Annotated in this window: 21 protein-coding genes; 11 read left to right on the top strand and 10 right to left on the bottom strand. The window is 70.9% G+C overall.

Features of this window, described 5'->3' with window-relative positions; all coding sequences use genetic code 11:
- The first annotated feature begins 95 nt into the window (after window positions 1-95).
- Complete coding sequence (locus DDV73_RS22360) at window positions 96-614, top strand: SigE family RNA polymerase sigma factor (protein ID WP_109509484.1); 519 nt, start codon at window positions 96-98, stop codon at window positions 612-614.
- Window positions 611-1,531, top strand: a complete 921-nt coding sequence (locus DDV73_RS22365; protein ID WP_109509485.1) for a hypothetical protein — start codon at window positions 611-613, stop codon at window positions 1,529-1,531. Before DDV73_RS22360 ends, DDV73_RS22365 begins: the two co-directional genes overlap by 4 nt.
- Before the next feature lie 62 nt (window positions 1,532-1,593).
- Here DDV73_RS22365 and fbaA read toward each other — a convergent pair whose 3' ends face one another.
- On the bottom strand, window positions 1,594-2,628 hold the full coding sequence (fbaA, locus tag DDV73_RS22370) for a class II fructose-bisphosphate aldolase (RefSeq protein ID WP_109509486.1): 1,035 nt from the start codon (window positions 2,626-2,628) through the stop codon (window positions 1,594-1,596).
- A gap of 218 nt (window positions 2,629-2,846) precedes the next feature.
- On the opposite strand from fbaA, the gene DDV73_RS22375 reads away from it, so the two are divergent.
- Both DDV73_RS22375 and DDV73_RS22380 read left to right on the top strand, forming a co-directional pair.
- Window positions 2,847-3,353, top strand: a complete 507-nt coding sequence (locus DDV73_RS22375) for a SigE family RNA polymerase sigma factor (protein ID WP_109509487.1) — start codon at window positions 2,847-2,849, stop codon at window positions 3,351-3,353.
- A complete protein-coding gene (locus tag DDV73_RS22380) occupies window positions 3,353-4,249 on the top strand; it encodes a hypothetical protein (RefSeq protein ID WP_109509488.1) in 897 nt (298 codons plus the stop codon). The genes DDV73_RS22375 and DDV73_RS22380 overlap by 1 nt, the downstream gene beginning before the upstream one ends.
- Window positions 4,250-4,256: 7 nt before the next feature.
- Here the strand turns inward: DDV73_RS22380 and DDV73_RS22385 are convergent, their stop codons facing one another.
- Window positions 4,257-4,610, bottom strand: a complete 354-nt coding sequence (locus DDV73_RS22385; RefSeq protein WP_161962501.1) for a DNA polymerase ligase N-terminal domain-containing protein — start codon at window positions 4,608-4,610, stop codon at window positions 4,257-4,259.
- A 59-nt stretch (window positions 4,611-4,669) separates the two neighbouring features.
- On the opposite strand from DDV73_RS22385, the gene DDV73_RS22390 reads away from it, so the two are divergent.
- From DDV73_RS22390 to DDV73_RS29370, 7 genes are all read left to right on the top strand, one after another.
- Entirely contained in the window at window positions 4,670-5,749 is a 1,080-nt protein-coding gene (locus tag DDV73_RS22390; RefSeq protein WP_109509489.1) for a hypothetical protein, read from the top strand.
- The gene (locus tag DDV73_RS22395; protein WP_109509490.1) at window positions 5,746-6,240 is read left to right on the top strand and encodes a SigE family RNA polymerase sigma factor; all 495 of its coding nucleotides are present in this window, start codon (window positions 5,746-5,748) and stop codon (window positions 6,238-6,240) included. The genes DDV73_RS22390 and DDV73_RS22395 overlap by 4 nt, the downstream gene beginning before the upstream one ends.
- Window positions 6,241-6,333: 93 nt before the next feature.
- Window positions 6,334-6,828 carry a SigE family RNA polymerase sigma factor gene (locus DDV73_RS22400; RefSeq protein WP_109509491.1) on the top strand — a complete coding sequence of 165 codons (495 nt, stop codon included), beginning with the start codon at window positions 6,334-6,336 and terminating at the stop codon, window positions 6,826-6,828.
- Window positions 6,828-8,060 (top strand): hypothetical protein, encoded by a 1,233-nt coding sequence (locus DDV73_RS22405; protein WP_109509492.1) that lies wholly within the window; start codon window positions 6,828-6,830, stop codon window positions 8,058-8,060. The genes DDV73_RS22400 and DDV73_RS22405 overlap by 1 nt, the downstream gene beginning before the upstream one ends.
- 88 nt (window positions 8,061-8,148) lie before the next feature.
- Entirely contained in the window at window positions 8,149-8,988 is an 840-nt protein-coding gene (locus DDV73_RS22410; protein WP_109509493.1) for a hypothetical protein, read from the top strand.
- Window positions 8,985-9,476, top strand: coding sequence for a SigE family RNA polymerase sigma factor (locus tag DDV73_RS22415; protein WP_109509494.1), 492 nt, complete (start codon window positions 8,985-8,987; stop codon window positions 9,474-9,476). Before DDV73_RS22410 ends, DDV73_RS22415 begins: the two co-directional genes overlap by 4 nt.
- A 387-nt stretch (window positions 9,477-9,863) precedes the next feature.
- The gene (locus DDV73_RS29370; RefSeq protein ID WP_240617425.1) at window positions 9,864-10,166 is read left to right on the top strand and encodes a flavoprotein; all 303 of its coding nucleotides are present in this window, start codon (window positions 9,864-9,866) and stop codon (window positions 10,164-10,166) included.
- A gap of 8 nt (window positions 10,167-10,174) precedes the next feature.
- On the opposite strand, the gene DDV73_RS22425 is transcribed toward DDV73_RS29370, so the two are convergent.
- The 8 genes from DDV73_RS22425 to DDV73_RS22460 form a co-directional block, all read right to left on the bottom strand.
- Window positions 10,175-10,843 carry an SRPBCC family protein gene (locus DDV73_RS22425; RefSeq protein ID WP_109509495.1) on the bottom strand — a complete coding sequence of 223 codons (669 nt, stop codon included), beginning with the start codon at window positions 10,841-10,843 and terminating at the stop codon, window positions 10,175-10,177.
- A gap of 17 nt (window positions 10,844-10,860) precedes the next feature.
- Complete coding sequence (locus DDV73_RS22430) at window positions 10,861-11,724, bottom strand: FAD binding domain-containing protein (RefSeq protein WP_109509496.1); 864 nt, start codon at window positions 11,722-11,724, stop codon at window positions 10,861-10,863.
- Window positions 11,721-14,129, bottom strand: coding sequence for a xanthine dehydrogenase family protein molybdopterin-binding subunit (locus DDV73_RS22435; RefSeq protein ID WP_109509497.1), 2,409 nt, complete (start codon window positions 14,127-14,129; stop codon window positions 11,721-11,723). Before DDV73_RS22435 ends, DDV73_RS22430 begins: the two co-directional genes overlap by 4 nt.
- Window positions 14,126-14,617 carry a (2Fe-2S)-binding protein gene (locus DDV73_RS22440; RefSeq protein WP_109509498.1) on the bottom strand — a complete coding sequence of 164 codons (492 nt, stop codon included), beginning with the start codon at window positions 14,615-14,617 and terminating at the stop codon, window positions 14,126-14,128. The genes DDV73_RS22435 and DDV73_RS22440 overlap by 4 nt, the downstream gene beginning before the upstream one ends.
- Before the next feature lie 70 nt (window positions 14,618-14,687).
- Window positions 14,688-15,926, bottom strand: coding sequence for a sigma-54-dependent transcriptional regulator family protein (locus tag DDV73_RS22445; protein ID WP_109509499.1), 1,239 nt, complete (start codon window positions 15,924-15,926; stop codon window positions 14,688-14,690).
- Window position 15,927: 1 nt separating this feature from the next.
- Entirely contained in the window at window positions 15,928-17,109 is a 1,182-nt protein-coding gene (locus DDV73_RS22450) for an XdhC family protein (protein WP_109509500.1), read from the bottom strand.
- Window positions 17,102-18,196: a vWA domain-containing protein gene (locus DDV73_RS22455; RefSeq protein WP_109509501.1), complete on the bottom strand. Its 1,095-nt coding sequence runs from the start codon at window positions 18,194-18,196 to the stop codon at window positions 17,102-17,104. Before DDV73_RS22455 ends, DDV73_RS22450 begins: the two co-directional genes overlap by 8 nt.
- Window positions 18,193-19,071, bottom strand: a complete 879-nt coding sequence (locus DDV73_RS22460) for an AAA family ATPase (protein ID WP_109509502.1) — start codon at window positions 19,069-19,071, stop codon at window positions 18,193-18,195. Before DDV73_RS22460 ends, DDV73_RS22455 begins: the two co-directional genes overlap by 4 nt.
- Between the last annotated feature and the right edge of the window lie 60 nt (window positions 19,072-19,131).

Here is a 19,131-nt window from a genome sequence, read left to right on the forward strand (position 1 = left end):
CGCGCCGAACCTCTACCCAAACCGACCTGACCGGCAGCACCGGTAACCCCGGCATCCACTTCACCCGTCTCTAGGGGCGACGAAGGGAGAAGCGGATGAAACGAGCCGACCGAGATGCCGCGTTCACGGCGTACGTCATGGCGCGGGAGACCCAGTTCCGAAGGCTGGCATTTGTGCTCTGCGGTGACTGGCACCGTGCCGAGGACCTGCTCCAGACCGCGTATACCAAGCTGTACGTCGCGTGGCCGCGGATCCAGCGCGCTGCGGCCGAGGACGCCTACATGCGCCGGATCCTGGTACGGACCAACATCGACGACAGCCGACGATTCTGGAACCGAGAGCGACCGACCAGCCGGCACCCCGAGCGCCCCATGCCGAGCCCCGACCTGGAGCAGGCCCAGGTGGTGCTCTCGGCGCTCCAACGGCTGCCCGACATGCAGCGCAAGGCGGTCACCCTCCGCCACTGGTGCGACCTGTCCATCGCCGAGACCGCAGAGGCGCTCGGCATTGCGGAAGGCACGGTCAAGGTCCACAGCAACCGTGGCCTCAACCGCCTCCGCGAGCTGCTGTCCGTAGACGAGCACGACCACGAGAACGACAAGGAGCTGACATGACCGACCTGGACCTCAAGCAGGCGCTTGCGCCGCTGTTCGACGATGAGCCCATCCCCACACCCGCGGCCCGTCGGGTCGAGATCGGCTATCCGGCGCTGCGCCGCCGTCGTACGACCGGAGTTGCCGTCGTCGCCGCCGCGGTCATTACCGGAGGCGCCGCCATCGGGCTCGGTAGCCTCCCGCGCGGCACCGAGTCCGGCGGGTTCACGATCCGCCCGACCGGGAAGGCGAGCCCGACGGTCACCGCGGATGTGACGACCCCTCCAGCGTCACCGCTCGCCGACGCGCTCCCAGCCATCTCGTTGGCCCCGGCGGATGCCACGGACCTGACCGAGAGGTGCCTGAACAGCCCCGACGTCACCGAGGAGGTGAAGGGGAGCTTCTTCGGCCAAGAAGGTGCGGCGACGATCACCGCGGGTATGAAGACGCCCACGGTGACCCAGGCCACGTACTCCTCAGCCGACGGCACGATGTGGGCCACCTGCGAACTGCTGCGTGGTGCGGCCGACGCCGATCTGCAGATCTACACCACCAAGCGAGATGAGTCCGGGGGATTGTGGCCGTCGTTGGACCCTCGCTGCCCGACCGACACGACCTGCGTCAAGCTCCTACAGCTCCGCAGCCAATTGCCGGAGAAGGTCGCTGCCGTCCGAGTGGAGCACCGCGCCACCGGCAAGGGGGTGACGGTGCGGACAAACCACGGCTGGTTCGTCGCGATTGCCGACACTCCTCGTGCGGCCGCAGACGAGTACGGCGCCTACGACGTCGAGTACTACGACGCGAAGGGCACGACGCTGGCCTACATCCACGGAGAGATATGGAGCGCTGATCCCGGGGACGACTCCGACCTTGACGGTATCGAGGCCTACCCCGGCCTCGACTTCAAGCCTGAGTACCGGCTGGGCTACGTGTCATAGCTGTACTTCGGCCGACCGTCCCGTCGGCCGGTGACCCGGTGCTGGGTCACCGGCCGGCGAGGTCAGGCGCCGATCGTCGTACCGGCCGAGCGCAGGTTCTCGCAGGCCTCGACCACCCGGGCGGCCATGCCGGCCTCGGCGGCCTTGCCCCACGACCGCGGGTCGTAGGTCTTCTTGTTGCCGACCTCGCCGTCGACCTTGAGTACGCCGTCGTAGTTGGTGAACATGTGGGCCGCGACCGGGCGCGTGAAGGCGTACTGGGTGTCGGTGTCGACGTTCATCTTGATCACGCCGTAGTCGACGGCAGCGCCGATCTCCTCCGCGGTCGAGCCGGAGCCGCCGTGGAAGACCAGGTCGAACGGCTTCGAGCCGGCCTCCAGGCCGAGCTTCTCGACGACGGCCGCCTGCGCGTCGCGCAGGATCTCCGGGCGCAGCTTCACGTTGCCGGGCTTGTAGACACCGTGCACGTTGCCGAAGGTCAGCGCAGCGAGGTAGCGGCCCTGCTCCCCCACACCGAGCGCCGCGACGGTCGCCAGCGCGTCCTCGGGCGTGGTGTAGAGCTGCTCGTTGATCTCATTGGCGACGCCGTCCTCCTCGCCGCCGACGACACCGATCTCGACCTCGAGCACGATCTTCGCGGCGGCCGCGAGGGCCAGCAGCTCCTCGGCGATCTGCAGGTTCTCCTCCAGCGGCACCGCCGAGCCGTCCCACATGTGCGACTGGAACAGCGGAGCCTCGCCGCGGTCGACCCGCTCCTTGGACAGCGCCAGCAGCGGCCGGACGAAGCCGTCGAGCTTGTCCTTCGGGCAGTGGTCGGTGTGCAGCGCGATGTTGACTGGGTAGTTCTTGGCGACCTCGGCGGCGTACGCCGCGAACGCGACCGAGCCGGTGACCATGTCCTTGACCGACGGGCCCGAGAGGTACTCCGCGCCGCCCGTCGAGACCTGGATGATGCCGTCCGAGCCGGCGTCGGCGAAGCCCTTCAGCGCCGCGTTCAGCGTCTGGGACGACGAGACGTTGATGGCCGGGTAGGCGAACGACTTGGCCTTGGCCGCGTCGAGCATCGCGGCGTAGGTCTCCGGAGTGGCGATGGGCATGGCGGAAGTCTCCTCGAGCTGTGCAGAACGTCTGGGGGCAGTGCGCCTCGCCACATACCCTATGACCTCGCACCGCCGACGAGGGCCGACGCCCACGTTGTCGGACCGTGACCGGACCGAGGCCGTCCCGAGGGATTGCTCGGACAGATTTGTGATCGAGGTAAACCCGACGCGCGCCTACCCCGTCTATGGGGTTAGGCGAGGGGACGAGGAGGGCGATGAGGCGAGGGGACCGCGACACCGCGTTCACGGCGTACGTCGCCGCGCGCCAGGGCGCGATGCGGCGTCTGGCTTTCGCGCTGTGCGGCGACTGGCACCGCGCCGACGACATGCTGCAGACGGCCTTCACCAAGCTCTACCTCGCCTGGCCGCGCCTGCAGCACGAGGGCGTCGAGGACGCCTATCTGCGGCGGACGCTGGTCCGGGTCAGCATCGACGAGAGCCGGCGCGCGTGGCGGCGCCGGGAGCGGTCCGGGCTCGACGGCTACGACCGCGCCGCGGTGCCGGCCACCGAGCTCGAGGAGTCGGATGCCATCCTCACCGCCCTCGCCCAGCTGCCCACGATGCAACGGAAAGTGGTCGTGCTCCGCTTCTGGATGGACCTCAGTGTCGACGAGACGGCGCACGACCTCGGCGTCGCGCCCGGCACCGTCAAGTCCCACACCTCACGCGCGATGGTGCGGCTGCGCGAACTGCTCGCCGAACCCGTATCGGAGGTGCGCTGATGGACGACCTGCACCTCAAGTCTCGGCTCGACCAGGCGCTGGAGCGCCAGCTCGAGCCGATGCGGCCCGAGGTCTCGGAGATCCTGGCCGTCAGCCAGGGCGCCAGGCGCCGGCGTAACGCGAGGCGGAGCGGGCTGGCGGTGGCTGTGATGACCGCGCTCGTGCTCGGCACGTCCTGGTTCGCGACGTCCGCCCTCAGCCGGCTGGACAGCGACTCCGCCGAGATGGCGTCGGACCCCAGTGGTCAACCTGGCAGCGAACCCACGGCCGCCACCGAGGATGAGTCGCCGAGCAACTTCGTCGTCCCGCAGACCGACGCCGAGTTCACCAGCGTCTGCCGGCATGCCAGCTACTCCTCGGCCGACGCCAAGAGGAGGCTCTTCGACGCCGGTCAGGCCGAGCTGGTCGCCAAGACGTCCAACTCGATGCGTGGGTGGGCGCTGTTCGAGTCGCGCGGCGGCGCGCTGTGGGGACGGTGCGAGATCCGGAGGAACGTCGTGGAGATGGCGGTGTTCAGGACCGAGACCGACGACACCCCCGCCGACCACTACGTCAGGAGCAGCACGGTCTGCGGTGGCGGCGACTGTCTTACCGAGGCCTGGCTGGCCACCAAGCTCCCCTCACAGGTCGCGACCGTCTGGATCAACTTCGCCGACAACCAGGTGGTACGCCGCGCCACGGCCGACGGCTGGATCGCGATGAGTCACCTGCTCGACCTGGAGGTAGGCGAGCCGGCGATCAAGAAGGTCATCTACCTCAACGATGGCGGCGCGGTCCTCGGGGAGTACGTCCCCGGCGCCGGCGGCCAGGCGACAGATCTGCCTACGCTGGCGAGCTACCCGGCCCTCAGCGAGGGACAGCGGCTGAACTACAAGAACGGCAACTACACCGACTGAGGTGCGCTCACGGCTGGGCGCGGGTGCGATGCAGCAGCCAGTCCCGGCCGGTGTCAATGAGCGCGTAGCGAACCGACGACGTCCGGCCGTGCAGCACGAACAGCAGCCGCTTGGCGTTGCTGCCGACGTCCTCCCACCAGCCGATGTCGGCGATCTCCTTGTGCTCATCGGTGTAGGTGAGGTGGTCGAGGTCGTGATCGTCGACGGCGACCGCCAGCCGGTCCTCGGCGCTGGTCGGCGGCAGCCCGCGCGGCACCGCCCAGGACCGGAGTACGCCGTCCTGCTCCAGCCGCAGGTCGAAGTGGTGCCGCGGCTTGTGGTGCTCATGCAGCACGAACGCCGGACGCTCCTCGTCGGTCACCCGGTCAGGCTGTCACAGGGCACGGACAACCGAACTCGAACCGTGGTCGTATCTCTCGTATGAACATCACCGAGGAGATCGAGCGGTCGATCGGCACCGGGCCACCCCTGCCGACGGCGACCGCCCGGCTCGCCGCCGGCAAGTCCGCCGTACGCCGCCGCCGGCTCGCCGGCGGCGCAGCCGCGCTCGCCCTGGTCAGCGTCCTCGGCGGGACCGCAGCCGTGGCCGGCCTCCTTGACCGCGACACCAAGTCCGATCCGGACCAGGTCGTCATCGTGCCCAATCCCGACGTACCGATCGATCCCGAGGCGCTACAGCCCGGCCACATCGTCGGCTACAACGAGGACGGCCAAGTGGTCCGCCGCGACTCGAACATCAAGGTCACCTACCTTGCCGAGGAGGTCCTCGAACTCGACGGGCTGAAGAACACCATGCTCTCGGTCGAGCGAGGCGATGAAGTCGAATGGATCCTGCTCTACCAGAACCCCGGCGGCAGCTTCTACCAAGGCTCACCCAGCCAACCCGGGCGAGCCGAGTTCGAGCAGCAGATCGAGTTCCTGCAGGAGCGAATGGCGGCAGCCGGCGCCCAGGCGGCGGAAGAGGACGGCCCGGTCATGATCGACCCGGATGGCGTTCTCCAGCTCTCCCCTGGCGCGCGCCTGGTCAGACGCGTCGACAACCCCCTCGAGATGGGGCCGCCCAAGAAGTCGGTCGGCCTTGTGGTGGAGCGGGAAGGCACGACCTACTGGCTGCTCCTGCGGCTCTCGGGAGGCTCGGGCTGGCAGGAGCGGGCGGACGAAGCGGACTACCCGACCTTCGACATGTGGCTCGATCAGAACCTGGCGGAGGCGCGCGGACGCCCGGCGCTGCAACTGGTGCGCTTCGGTGCCGACGACCAGCTCGTCGGGCTCTCGGGCGTCACGATCATTCGGCAGCTCGACGACACACAGCTCGGCGACCTCAGCCGGCCGGAGCACGTGTCCGCCGTCGCCGAGGTCCGCTACCAGGGCCGTACCTGGTTCGTCCTCGCGACCGGCACGACCTACTCCCCGACCGTCGCGAAACCGGGCCGGGAGACCATCGAGGAGTACCTCGACCATCTCCGCGCGCAGCGCAACCCCGACAATGTGCAGCCATGATCGGCCGGAAGCGCGACGACGCGGCGTACGTCGAGTTCGTGGCCTCGCGGCAGCAGCATCTGTTCCGGGTCGCGTACGCCGTGTGCGGCGACTGGCACCAGGCGAGCGACCTGCTCCAGACCGCGCTCACCAAGCTGTACGTCGCATGGTCGCGGGTGCATCGGGACGGGCGCGAGGAGGCTTACGTGCGGCAGATCATCGTCCGTACCAACATCGACGACAGCCGTCGGCGCAAGCGCCGGCCGGAGACGCCCGGGCTGGACGGGTTCGACCTGGCAAGCCACGAGGAGCTGGCGGTCGAGGAGCGGTCCGCGCTGTTCGAGGCGCTGCAGGGTCTGCCACCGATGCAGCGGAAGGCAGTCGTACTCAGGCACTGGCTAGGGCTGTCGGTCGCGGAAACCGCCGGCGAGCTCGGCATCACCGAAGGCACCGTCAAGAGCCACACCTCGCGCGGCCTCGAGAAGCTGCAGGCGGTGCTCAGCAACCAGTAGGCAACCAGTAGCGGCGCGGTGACAACAAAATCGGCCCGGTCTCCGTATCCACGCCTGACACGCGCGACGATGCGCTGAGCAGAAGGGTGGCCGATGAGGAGAGCGGAGCGGGAGGCGGCGTACAGCGCGTACGTGGCCGCACGCCAGACCCACTGGCGGCGGGTCGCGTACGCGCTGTGCGGGGACTGGCATCACGCCGAGGACCTGCTGCAGATCGCGCTGACCAAGCTGTACGTCGCCTGGCCGAAGCTGGCGATCGACGGCCGCGAAGATGCCTACGTCCGCCAGATCATCGTCCGCGCCAACATCGACGAGTACCGCCGTCCGTGGCGGCGGGAGCGGATCGGCGTCGAGGGTCCCGAGCCGGTTGCTCGTGAGGAACTGGCGTTCGAGGACCGCTCCGAGCTGATGGACGCGCTCCGCGACCTTTCCCCGATGCAGCGCAAGGTCGTCGTACTCAGGCACTGGCTCGGCCTGTCGATCGAGGAGACCGCCACCGAGCTCAAGATCTCGGCCGGCACGGTCAAGAGCCACAACGCCCGCGGCCTGGAGCGGCTCCAGTCCCTGATCACCGAGGAGAGCCGCTGATGAACCTGAAAGAGCTCTTCGAGACCCAGATCCCGGTCGGCCCCGAGCACACCCCGCTGCCGGCCCGGATCGAGGCGGGACGCCGCGCCCTGCGCCGCCGTCGGGGGTACGCCGCCGGCACCACGTCGATCGCCGCGGTCGTCACGCTCGCCGTACTCACTATGGTCGGCAACGGCGACCTGAGCGCGGACCGGGACAGCTCGCCGGCGACCGCCTCGGAGTCCCCGACCGCCGGCCCCACCTATACGCCCGCGCCGCCGGACGAGGAGCTCACCAGCGCGATCCCGGTCGCCAACTGGGCGGGCTGCGTGAGCGGTCCACCCTCGGACGAGACCTCAGAAGAGGAGTTCGAGCCCGAGCGGCGCTGCGCGGACGACATGGCGAAGTACGGCACCGAAGGCCAGCTCAAGCGGCGCGACGGTGTTCAGGTCAGCCGCCGGGTCGACGACCCGGTCATCGACGGCGACGCGGTCGAGGCGAGCGTCGCCCTCGAGCTGATCTACGACGGCCACACCAAGTGGTACTTCCTCGAGCACGGCGAGCACGGCGGCGTGCTGGTCGCGGATCCAGTGAAGGACGAGGCGGTTGCCGGGATGTCCTTCGATACGTGGGCCAAGCAGCTCGGTCCGCTCACCGACCCGGGTCATCGCTACCCCGAGATGAAGGACGCCGAGGGCGTCACCCGGGTGGGGACCGCCTGGTACGACCAGGACGGCGAGCTGATGATCCGCGAGGACGCCGAGGAGATCGATCGCGTCGACGACCCGCTGGCGTACGACGGCAGATCCGTCGCGCTGGCCGCGGAGGTCGACGGCACCGAATGGTGGACGCTGTTGTCCGGCGACCCGGGGCAGCACTGGGTGATGGAACCGGCCGGCGACGGTGACTTCCGGGACTGGGTGGATACCCAGGTCCGCGAGCTCTACACCAAGCCGTCCGGCTTCCGCCTCACCGTCGCCGAAAACGGGGAGATCAAGTTCGAGGACGGCCTCCTCGAGGTCGTCGACCAGATCACCAACCCTGACCTCGACTGGTTCACCGAGCCGGGCGAGCAGTCCGCGCTGATCATGGTCGACAGCGGCACCGGGTCGGGCCAGCACCCGATGCTGGTGCGCACTCGGAACCACCTCTTCGACGGAGCGATCGAGCTCGTGCAGTCGCCCGGTCGCCGCGGCCAGGAGGAGGAGACGCTCGAGCAGGTGCTGACGCGACTGCAGAACGAAGGACTCTGAGCAGCCGGACAACCGATCGGCGATCCGTTCCGTTGACGGGGTGAGGCCTCCACTCACCCAGCGATACTCAACGAGACGGAGAGCAGGCATGAGCATCAGCGAGCAGATCGAGGCGTCCTTCGGCGACGGCCCGGCACACCGGTCCCTCGAGGACCGGCTGTCAGCCGGCCGCAGGGCGCGCCGTCGGCGCAAGGGCGCCGAAGGCGTGGCGGCCGTCGCCGGCGTCGCCGTACTCGGACTGGTGGCGTACGGCATCGCGCCCGGCGGCACCCCCGACAGCGCCGAGGACCCCGTCTACTCCGGCAAGCCGACTGCGTCAGCGACGGCGAGCGGTTCGCCGACCGGCAAGGCCCTCAAGCCGCTCGAGGAGGGGCAGTGGGCGGAGTACGACGCCGACGGCAACGTCGTACTCGCCGACGGAGTCACCGAGCTGCAGCGGGTGCCCAACCCGTTGGACTGGCCGCTGCCGAAGCGGTCGGTCGGCCTCGAGGTGGAGCGGGCCGGCAAGAAGGTCTGGATGCTGCTCGAGTACGAACCCGGCAGCGGCACCAGCGCGTCCGCCGATCCTGCGCAGAAGTCGTTCGCGACCCTGCAGGAGTGGCTGGACTACCAGGTCGCGCTGCACACCGGCGGCGAGCAGCTGCAGCTCGTGGAGTTCGGCACCGGCGAGACGCTCGAGCCGCTGCCCGGCGTCACGATCGTCCAGCAACGGCCGAGCCCGGACGTCGGCGACGACTTCGCAGGACAGGGCGACCGCAGCGCGGTGGCCGAGGTGCGGGTCGACGGCGACACCTGGTTCGTGCTCGCCCGAGACCTCGACGGGCCTCCGCAGTACATCCCGACCGCCGCGATCGCCGGCCGGCAGACACTCGCCGAGTTCCTCGTCTATGCGCGCGGCCAGTACGCCGGCGGAGAGGGGCTGCTGTGAGTCTCAAGCCTGCAGCCGAAGCGGCGTACGCGGAGTTCGTCGCCGCCCGCCAGAACCACCTCCGCCGGGTCGCCTATGCGATCTGCGGTGACTGGCACCAGGCCGACGACCTGCTCCAGACCGCACTGGTGAAGCTGTACGTCGCGTGGCCGCGGCTGCACCGCGCGGGTCGCGAGGAGGCCTACGTGCGGCAGATCATCGTGCGCGCCAACATCGACCTCCACCGCCGGCCGTGGCGCCGCGAGGCACCCGGCCTCGACGGTCACGATCCGGCCGTGCGCGAAGGGCTGCCGGTGGAGGAGCGGAGCGCGCTGTTCGAGGCGCTGCAGGCGCTGCCGGAGATGCAGCGCAAGGCCGTCGTACTCAGGCACTGGCTGGGACTGTCGGTCGCCGAGACCGCCCGCGAGCTCGGCATCAACGAAGGCACCGTCAAGAGCCACACCTCCCGCGGCCTGGAGAAGCTGCACGCGGTGCTGACGCCGCAGTGACCAACGAGGTCGTGGTGACCGACTCGGCAAGACCGATCGCGCGTACGCGCACCGGTTCCCTGTCCATGATGCCGATATCGTGAGCGCATGCGGGGAGCGGGCGAAGGCTCACCACTTCTAGACTTGGCCGAACGCTGGGCGGCCGCGTGAGCCGAGTCGTCGGAATCGTCGCTAGCGGCGCAGGCGGCGTGGAGCAGCTGCGAGAGCGCCTCGTCGTGCCTCTGCTCGATCGTGGTTTCCAGGTATCCATCGCCCACGCCCACGGCCGCGGCATGGCTCCACGCAAGCGGCGAGGATGAGGCGCTGGCCGGTATCACGGGATTGCCTGTGCGGTCTCAGCCTCGGCTGCCGAACGAGCCGAGCCCGCACCCGCGGCCAGATGTGCTCGTGGCAGCGCCGGCGACAGCCAACACGGTTGCGAAACTCGCTCTCGGCATCGCCGACAATCAGGCCCTTACGGTGCTTTGTGAGAACGTCGCGACCACTCCGATGATCGTGTTTCCACGAGTCAACGCCGGCCATGCGCGTCAGCCGTCGTGGGACCTGCACCTGGAGGCCCTGCGGCGGGCCGGTGTGCGCCTGATCTACGGCAACGACGTGTGGCCCCTGTACGAGCCACGGGAGGCGGTGCCAAGGCGTGACCTGCCCTGGGAGACGGTGATCATGACCGTGGAGGAACTGCTCCCCTGACGACCCGGCTAGCCGAGGAGCCACCAGACCAGCAGCACGAGCACGACGAGGGCGAGGACGGCCACGGCGGCCTGCTTGCCGTAGCTCTTGAGCAGCACCGGCAGCACGGTCCTGCCGAGGTCGAGTGCGTCGGGCTCGCCGGATGCCCGCGGCTGCTCCGAGGCGAGTGGCTGTGCCGGAGCGGACGGGGGCGGCTCGGGGTTCCGCTCCTCCCGCTCCGGCACAGCCGGTCTCTGGTCGGCCAGCCGCTGTTCGAGGCAGCCGACGAACTGCCCGAGCAGCTTGTCCGACACGTCCTGCATCACGCCGCGCCCGAACTGCGCCGGCTTCCCGGTGACCGAGAGGTCGGTCAGGACCTGCACCTCCGTGCCGGCGTCGAGCCCGGTCATCGACAGCCGGACCTCGGCGCCGGCCGTGCCGTTGCCGCGCTTGTCCTTGCCCTTGGCCTGGACCCGGAACGTGTGCGCGTCCTCGTCACGCTCGACGAAGGTGCCGGTGCCGGCGTACACGAGCGCGATCGGCCCGAGCTTGACCTTGCAGGTGCCCTGGAAGGTCTCGCCGTCGGCCGCCGTGACCTGCGCGCCTGGGAAGCACTCGGCCAGGACCGCGATGTCCTGGAAGTGCGCCCAGGTCTCGGCGACCGGCGTCGGGACCGTGAAGGTGTGCGTGAGCTCCATTCGCCGGGGCCGTCGGGCTAGGTGCCGTTGCGGCCGGCGGCCGCGAGGACCGCCCGCCTGGTCAGCACCGTCGCCAGGTGGCGGCGGTACTCGGCGTCGCCGTTGAGGTCGGTCGGCGGGCTGGTGCCGTCGGCCGCGTGCGCCGCCGCCTGCTGTACGGCGTCCGGCGTGGCCGGCTGTCCGGCCAGCGCCTCCTCGACCGCGGTCGCCCGCACCGGCGTACTCCCCATGTTGGTGAGGCCCACCCTGGCCTCGGCGATGGTGTCGCCGTCGAGCCGCACCGTCGCCGCGACCGCGATGATCGGCCACTGATGGGAGACCCTCACGAACTTCTCGTAGTGCGCGCCCCACCCGTCGTACTTCGGGACCTGCACCTCGGTGAGGATCTCGTCCTCGCCGATCGCGGTCTCGAAGAGGTCGACGAAGAACTCCGCCGCCGGGACCGAGCGGGTGCCACTGGGACCGGTGATCACGAAGGTCGCGTCGAGGGCCAGCGTCGGAGCGCCGAGGTCGCCCCCGGGATCGGCATGGGCCAGCGCGCCGCCGAAGGTGCCGCGGTGCCGGACCTGCGCGTCGGCGAGCTGGGTGACCGCCTTGGTGACCAGGAGCGCGTGCTCGTGGACGAGCGGGTCGTGAAGGACCTGGTCGTGCGTGGTCATCGCGCCGATCACCAGGTGGTCGCCCGCGTCCCGGACGCCGCGCAGGGTCTCGATCCGACCGAGGTCGATCACCCACTCCGGCGCGTTGAGCCGCATCCGGAGGACCGGCAGCAGGCTCTGCCCGCCGGCCAGGATCTTCGCCTCGTCACCGTGCTCGACGAGCGCGGCGACGGCCTCGTCGACCGTGGTCGGCGCCAGGTACTCGAACGGTGCCGGGTTCACTGGCCTGCTCCCTTCTGTGCTTGCTGGATCGCTCGCCAGACCCGTTCGGGCGAGCACGGCATCCGGATGTCGGTCACGCCGAGATGGCGGACCGCATCGACGATCGCGTTCACCACTGCCGGCGTCGAGGCGATCGTCCCGGCCTCGCCGACGCCCTTGGTGCCGAGCGTGTTGGTGGTGCTGGGCGAGGTGGTGTGGTCGGTCTCGAAGCTGATCGTGTCCGCCGCGGTCGGCAGCAGGTAGTCGACCAGGGTCCCCGAGACCAGCGTGCCGCCCTCGTCGTGGACCGCCTCCTCCCACAACGCCTGCGAGATGCCCTGGACCAGGCCGCCGTGCACCTGGCCGCTGACGATCAGCGGGTTGACGATGTTGCCGATGTCGTCGACGGCGACGTACTTGCGCATCCGGACCCGGCCGGTCTCGGTGTCCACCTCCATCGCGCACAGGTGAGTGCCGTGCGGGAAGGAGAAGTTGACCGGGTCGTACGTCGCGGACGCGTCGAGATTCGGCTCCAGCCCGTCGGGCAGGTCGTGCGCCGTCCAGGCGGCGGTGGCCACCTCCTGGATGGTGACGCCCTGGTCGGTGCCGCGGACCTGCAGCCGGCCGCCGGCGAACTCGAGGTCGTCCGGGGACGCCTCCAGCATGTGGGCCGCGAGCGGCTTCGCGCGCTCGACAACCTTGTCGGCGGCGCGCACCAGGGCCTCGCCGCCGATGACCAGCGACCGGGAGCCGTAGGTGTCCAGCCCGCGCACCGAGATCTGGGTGTCGCCGTGCAGGACCTCGACGTCCTCGAACGGCACCCCGAGCCGGTCGGCCACGATCTGCGACCAGGCGGTCTCGTGGCCCTGCCCGTGCGGAGACGTCCCGGTGATCACCTCGACCTTGCCGGTCGGCAGCATCCGGATCTCGGCGTGCTCCCACCCGCCGGCGCCGTAGTTGAGCTGTCCGAGGACCCGCGACGGGGCCAGCCCGCACATCTCGGTGTACGTCGAGACGCCGATCCCGAGCTGCACCGGATCGCCGGCGTCGCGGCGGCGCTGCTGCTCGGCCCGGAGCTCGTCGTACCCGAACAGCTCCTTGCTGCGCGCGGTCGCGGCCTCGTAGTCGCCGGAGTCGTAGGTCATCCCGGCGACCGTGGTGAACGGGAACTCGTCGTGCTTGATCCAGTTCATCTCCCGGACCTCGAGCGGGTCCTTGCCGAGCTCGGCAGCGAGCTCGGTCATCAGCCGCTCGATGCCGTACGTCGCCTCCGGGCGCCCGGCACCGCGGTAGGCATCGACCCAGGTCTTGTTGGTGAGCACCTGGGTGGTGGTGAACCGGTAGGCGTCCCACTTGTAGATCGAGTTGAACATCCACGCACCCAGCACCGGTACGCCGCCACCGACGATCCCGATGTAGGCGCCCATGTCGGCGAGCAGGTCGACCTTGAGCCCGGTGACCCGGCCCTCCTTGGTCGCCGCGAGGGTCAGCCGCTGCCACTGGTCGCGGCCGTGGTGGCCGGACATCAGCGACTCGGACCTGCTCTCGGTGTACTTGACCGGCTTGCCGGTCCGCTTGGCGGCGAGGAAGGTCAGCCACTCCTCCGGCGTGGTCTGCAGCTTGCCGCCGAAGCCGCCGCCGACGTCGGGCGCGATGTAGCGGATCTTCGACTCCGGGGTGCCGGTAGTGGCGGCCAGCAGGAACCGCGCGATGTGCGGGATCTGGGTCGCCGACCAGACGACGTACTGCTCGCCGGTCGGGTCGACCACGGTCGAGCGCGGCTCCATGAACGCCGGGATCAGCCGCTGCTGGCGGTACTCCCGCTCGATCACGATGCCGTTCTCGCGGGCCTCCGCGATCGCCTCGTCCACGTTGCCGCCGGTACCGCCCTCGGCGGAGTCGAGCGTCCACACCGAGGAGATGTTGGTGCCGAGGTCCGGATGTGCGAGGACGTCGTCGGCCGCGGCCCGCTTCAGGTCGATCACGGCCGGCAGCTCGTCGTACTCCACGTCGATGAGCTCGGCCGCGTCCTGGGCCTCCGCGGCGCTGCGCGCCACCACGACCGCGACGATCTCGCCGGCGAACGCCACCCGGTCCACGGCCATCGGCGGGTGGTCGGGCGCCTTCTGTTCGGCGCTGAGCGGCCAGGCGTTCGCGATCACGCCCTGGACGTCGGCGACCTCGCTGCCGGTGAACACGTCGACGACGTTCGGCGCGGCCTTGGCGGCCTCGGTGTCGACGCCGGTGATCCGGGCGTGGGCGAACGGGCTGCGCACCATCGCGATGTGCAGCATGCCCGGCAGCACGATGTTGTCGGTCCAGCGGGTGCGGCCGGTGATCAGCCGCTGGTCCTCCTTGCGGCGCCGGTCCCGGCCGATCTCCTGGGTCGGCGCCTCCTTGAGCCCGGGCTCCTGAGTGGCGGTCATGCCCCCACCCCCTCGGGGTGCTGGTGCGAGGTCTGCTCGGCCGCGTGCTGTACGGCGCGGACGATGTTGTGATAGCCGGTGCAGCGGCACAGGTTGCCCTCGAGGCCGGCCCGGATCGCCTCCTCGGAGGGGTGCGGGTTCTCCTTGAGCAGGTCGACGGCCTGCATGATCATCCCGGGCGTGCAGTACCCGCACTGCAGGCCATGGCACTCGCGGAACGCCTCCTGGACGGGATGCAGCTCGCCGTCCTTCGCGAGGCCTTCGATGGTGGTGACCTCGCCGCCGTCGGCCTGCACCGCGAGCACGTTGCAGGACTTCACGCTCGAGCCGTTGAGGTGGACGGTGCACGCCCCGCAGTTGCTGGTATCGCAGCCGACGACGGTGCCGGTCTTTCCAAGACGCTCCCGGAGGTACTGCACGAGCAGCATCCGGGGTTCGACGTCGTCAGCGACCTGATGGCCGTCGACGGTGAGACTGATCCGGGTCATGGCGCTCCCTTGGGCCGATGAAACCTGTGACCCGACTCACACTAGGAGCCGACGGTTGGTGACTCGTTGGTCAGGAGCGGGCGACCGCCAGCCGGCCCAGGAGGAGGGGTACGGCGGGGTGCCGGCGCCCGTTCAGCGGCTTCAGCGAGGCCAGGCAGACCTCGATCACCTCGGTGTCGTACGGCGCCAGCTCGCTGAAGCGGACGACGGCATCGGGCTGCGGGTCGGCGAGCAGCGCCTCGCGGACGGCGACCGCGACGTACTCCCCCATCTCGGTCAGCGCCGGGCTGTTGGTCCCGGGCATCAGGTCGCCGCCGTACGCGTCGACGGCGGCGCCGACCTGGCCCCGCCGGAGCAGCGCGAGGACATGCTCGACATCGGTCGCGACCGGCATCAGCAGCCGGTACGGGCGCGAGGCGAGCTGGCCGCCGAGGGCGTGCCGCAGGTGTGAGACCTCGGCCTTGAGGGTGGAGAAGGTGATCGCCTGGTCGCCGTACAGGTGGGCGTGGAGCTGTTCCAGCGAGAGGCCCTCGGGGTGCAGCGCCAGCAGCGCCAGGACCTCGGTCTGCCGCCGGGTCAGCAGCAGCCGCTGGCCGTCGAGCCGCGCCTCGGCGGCGCCGAGCAGGGTCAGCACCAGCCCGGGGTCGGCGGTCTCCTCCGCCAGGCCGACGTACTGCTGGCTCCGCGGCATCGCGCCCTCCAGCAGCCGGGCCAGCACCCGCGCGGTGGCCAGGCCGATCGGGTGGGTGCGGTCCCAGGTGGTGGAGATGTCGAGGATGCCGAGCCGGGCGCCGGTCACCGGGTCGTGGACCGGCGCCGCCCAGCAGACCCAGTTGTGCACGATCGGCGCGTAGTGCTCGGCACCGAACACCATCGCGGGCGCGGCGAGGCGGTTGGCGAGGTCGAGCGCGTTGGTGCCGACCGAGCGGTCGTCCCAGCGGCCGCCGGGGACGAAGTTGACCGTCTCCGCCTTGCGCCGCATCACCCGCCCGCCGTACGTCCACAGGATCCGGGTCTGGGCGTCGGTCACCGCGACCACCAGGTCGCCGTCCTCGGCGGTACGGCGCAGCTCCTCCTCGACCCGCTCGACGGCGACGTGGAGGTGGGAGTCGGCCCACAGCGACCGGGTCTCGGACTCGTCGGCGAGCGGCGCCGCCGCGACCGACGTCGAGATGGCGGCCTCCGAGCGGGTCCAGCTGTGCAGGATCTCGGGCCGGACCAGGCCGTCGACCAAGCCGTCGTTCTCGACGAACGACGTCCAGGCGCGGACGGTCTCCATCCGCCTCGACTGCAGGTCCGCTCGGGACATGTCATCCACCGTAGGCGGTCGGCTCAGGCACGTCACTACCTGCGAGCAGCGTCGCGATGTCCCGGTCGTGGTGGATGCGTCCGGTGGTCCGGCCGAGCGGCTCGCCGGAGCCTCCCCAGCGCAGCGCGATGATCTCCGCGGCGATGCTGACCGCGGTCTCCTCCGGCGTCCGGGAGCCGAGGTCGAGGCCGATCGGGCTGGCCAGCCGGGCCAGCTCCGCGTCGGTCAGCCCGGCCTCGCGCAGCCGGCGCTCGCGGTCCTCGTGGGTACGCCGCGACCCCATCGCTCCGACGTACGCGAGGTCGGGGATCCGCAGCGCCTGCTCCAGCAGCGGTACGTCGAACTTCGGGTCGTGGGTCAGCACGGTGACCACGGTCCGGCTGTCCAGGCGGCCGGCCTCGCGCTCGGCGGCGAGGTAGCGGTGTGGCCAGTCCACGACCACTTCGTCGGCCTCGGGGAACCGGCTGTTGGTCGCGAACACCGGGCGGGCGTCGCAGACGGTGACCCGGTAGCCGAGGAAGCTGCCCACCCGGGCGACGGCGGCCGCGAAGTCGATGGCGCCGAACACCAGCATCCGCGGCGCCGGCGCGAACGCCCACACGAAGACCCGCATCCCCTCACCCCGGCGCTCGCCGTCGGGCCCGTAACTGAGGGTGCCGCTGTGGCCGCTCGCCAGCAGGCCGAGGGCGTCGTCGCGGACCGCGTCGTCGATCCGGGCCGAGCCGAGCGAGCCGCGTCGCGACCCGTCGGCGCCGGCGATCATCCGGCGGCCGACCAGGGCGGGGTCCGGGTGCTCGACGACGGTCGCGACGGCGACCGGCTCACCCGCCTCGACGGCGTCGGCGATGTCACCGAGCTCGGGGAAGGTCGCCTGCGACACCTGCTCGACGTACACATCGAGGATGCCGCCGCAGGTCAGGCCGACGGCGAACGCGTCGTCGTCGCTGACGCCGTACCGCTCCAGGACCGGCTGGCCGGAGGCCACCACCTCCTGCGCGAGCTCGTAGACCGCGCCCTCGACGCAGCCGCCGGACACCGACCCGACCGCCGAGCCGTCAGGACCGACCAGCATCGAGGCGCCCGGCGGGCGCGGAGCTGAGCGGAAGGTGGCCACGACCGTGCCCATGCCCACGGTCTCGCCGGCCCGCCACCAGCCCATCAGGTCGGACAGCACCTCACGCATCGGCGACTACCTCCATCAGCTCGGCGTACGTCGCCAGCGAGTGCCCGGCAAGGAACGCGTCGACATGCGGCAGTACGGCGAGCACGCCGCGCTGCACCGGCTCGTAGCCGGGTTTGCCACGGTGGGGATTCACCCAGACCACCCGGTGGGCGAGCCGGGCCAGCCGCTGCAGCTGCTCGGCGAGCAGGGCCGGGTCACCCCGCTCCCAGCCGTCGCTGAAGATCACCACCACCGCCCCACGGGCCACCCCGCGCTGGCCCCAGCGGTCGACGAAGGCGCGCAGCGTCTCACCGAGCCGGGTGCCGCCCGACCAGTCGGGCACCACCTCCCCGGCGGCGGCGAGCGCGGCGTCCGGGTCACGGGCGCCGAGCGCGCGGGTGACCCGGGTCAGCCGGGTGCCGATCGTGAGCACCTCGACGCTCCCGGTCGTCGCGGTCACCATCCGGTGAGCAACCCGCAGCAGCGCGTCGGCGTACTCGCTCATCGAGCCGGAGACGTCAACCAGCAGGACCACCCGTCGTGGCCGGGTACGCCGTCGCCGCCAGCGGATGTCGGCCGGCTCCCCCATCCGGCGCAGGCTGGCGCGCAGGGTGCGGGACGCGTCGACCTCGCCGCGGTGCCACGCCGCCCGGCGGGCCGCGCGGCGGTGTGGGACCCGGACCGGCAGCGTCGCGAACAGGGCGGCCAGCCGCTGCCGCTCGGCCGCCGAGAGCGTGGCCACGTCGCGGTGCCGGAGCACCTCGTCGTCGCTGGCGGCGGTCCGGGTCGGGTCGGCGCCGTCCGGCTCGCCCAGCTGGTCGACGTCGGTCAGGTCGAGTGCCGCTGTGGATGTGGCGGCCGCCGTCCGGTCGAGACTGTCGTGGACCCGGGTCGAGAACCAGGCGTCGAAGACCCGGTCGTGCCGGGCGAGGTCGTCGGGGCAGCCGCAGAGCGTGGCCCGGCCGGCGACGTAGGTGGCGGCGGGGTTGCCGATCCCGACGATGGCGACCGCCTCCAGGTAGGCGCGGGCGCGGTCGGCGGTGACCGGCACGCCCGAGGCCCGGAGCGCCCGGGTGAAGCCGAGCAGGAGCTCGTCGCCGCCTCTCATGCCAGCATCCGGTCGAGCGCGGCGCGAACCCGGTCGGCGTCCTCGCGGTACTTCACCACCGCACCCAGCGTACGTGCGGCGGTCTCCAGATCGAGGTCGGTCGTGCCGAGCCGCTCCAGCGCGCGTACCCAGTCGATGGTCTCGGCGACGCCGGGCGGCTTGAGCAGGTCGTCGCGGTCCCGCAGTCGCTGGACGACCTCGACGACCTGCCGGGTGAGCGCCTGGCTCGCCTCCGGCGCCCGGGAGCGGACGATCGCGACCTCGCGCTCCAGGTCCGGGTGGTCGATCCAGTGGTAGAGGCAGCGCCGCTTGAGCGCGTCGTGCAGCTCGCGGGTGCGGTTGGAGGTGAGCACGACGGTCGGCGGCACCGCCGCCTGCACCGTCCCGAGCTCCGGGATCGTGACCTGGTACGTCGACAGCACCTCGAGCAGGAACGCCTCGAACTCGTCGTCGGCGCGGTCGACCTCGTCGACCAGCAGCACCGCCGGACTCTGCTGGAGCGCGGCGAGCACCGGCCGGGCGAGCAGGAAGCGCTCGTCGTACAGGCTCTTCTCGGCCTCGCCGACGTCCCGTTCGCCGCCGGGCCCGGCCACCGCCTCGATCGCCCGCAGATGCAGGATCTGGCGCGGGAAGTCCCAGTCGTAGAGCGCCTGGGTGGCGTCGATGCCCTCGTAGCACTGCAGCCGGATCAGCGGCAGCTCGAGCGCCTCGGCGACCGCCTCCGCCAGCGCGGTCTTCCCGGTCCCCGGCTCCCCTTCGAGCAGCAGCGGCCGGCCCATCTCGAGCGCCAGGAAGAGCACCGTGGCCAGCTGGTCGTCGCACAGGTAGCCGGTGCGCTCCAGACGGCGCGCGAGTACGCCGACCCCGGTGTCCATCCTCCGAGGTTAGTCCGGATCAGTTGGCGCGCGGTTGGTCCTGGGCGGCTAAACCCGCGA

This window comes from Nocardioides speluncae, from assembly GCF_003121585.1.
GTDB lineage: Bacteria > Actinomycetota > Actinomycetes > Propionibacteriales > Nocardioidaceae > Nocardioides > Nocardioides speluncae.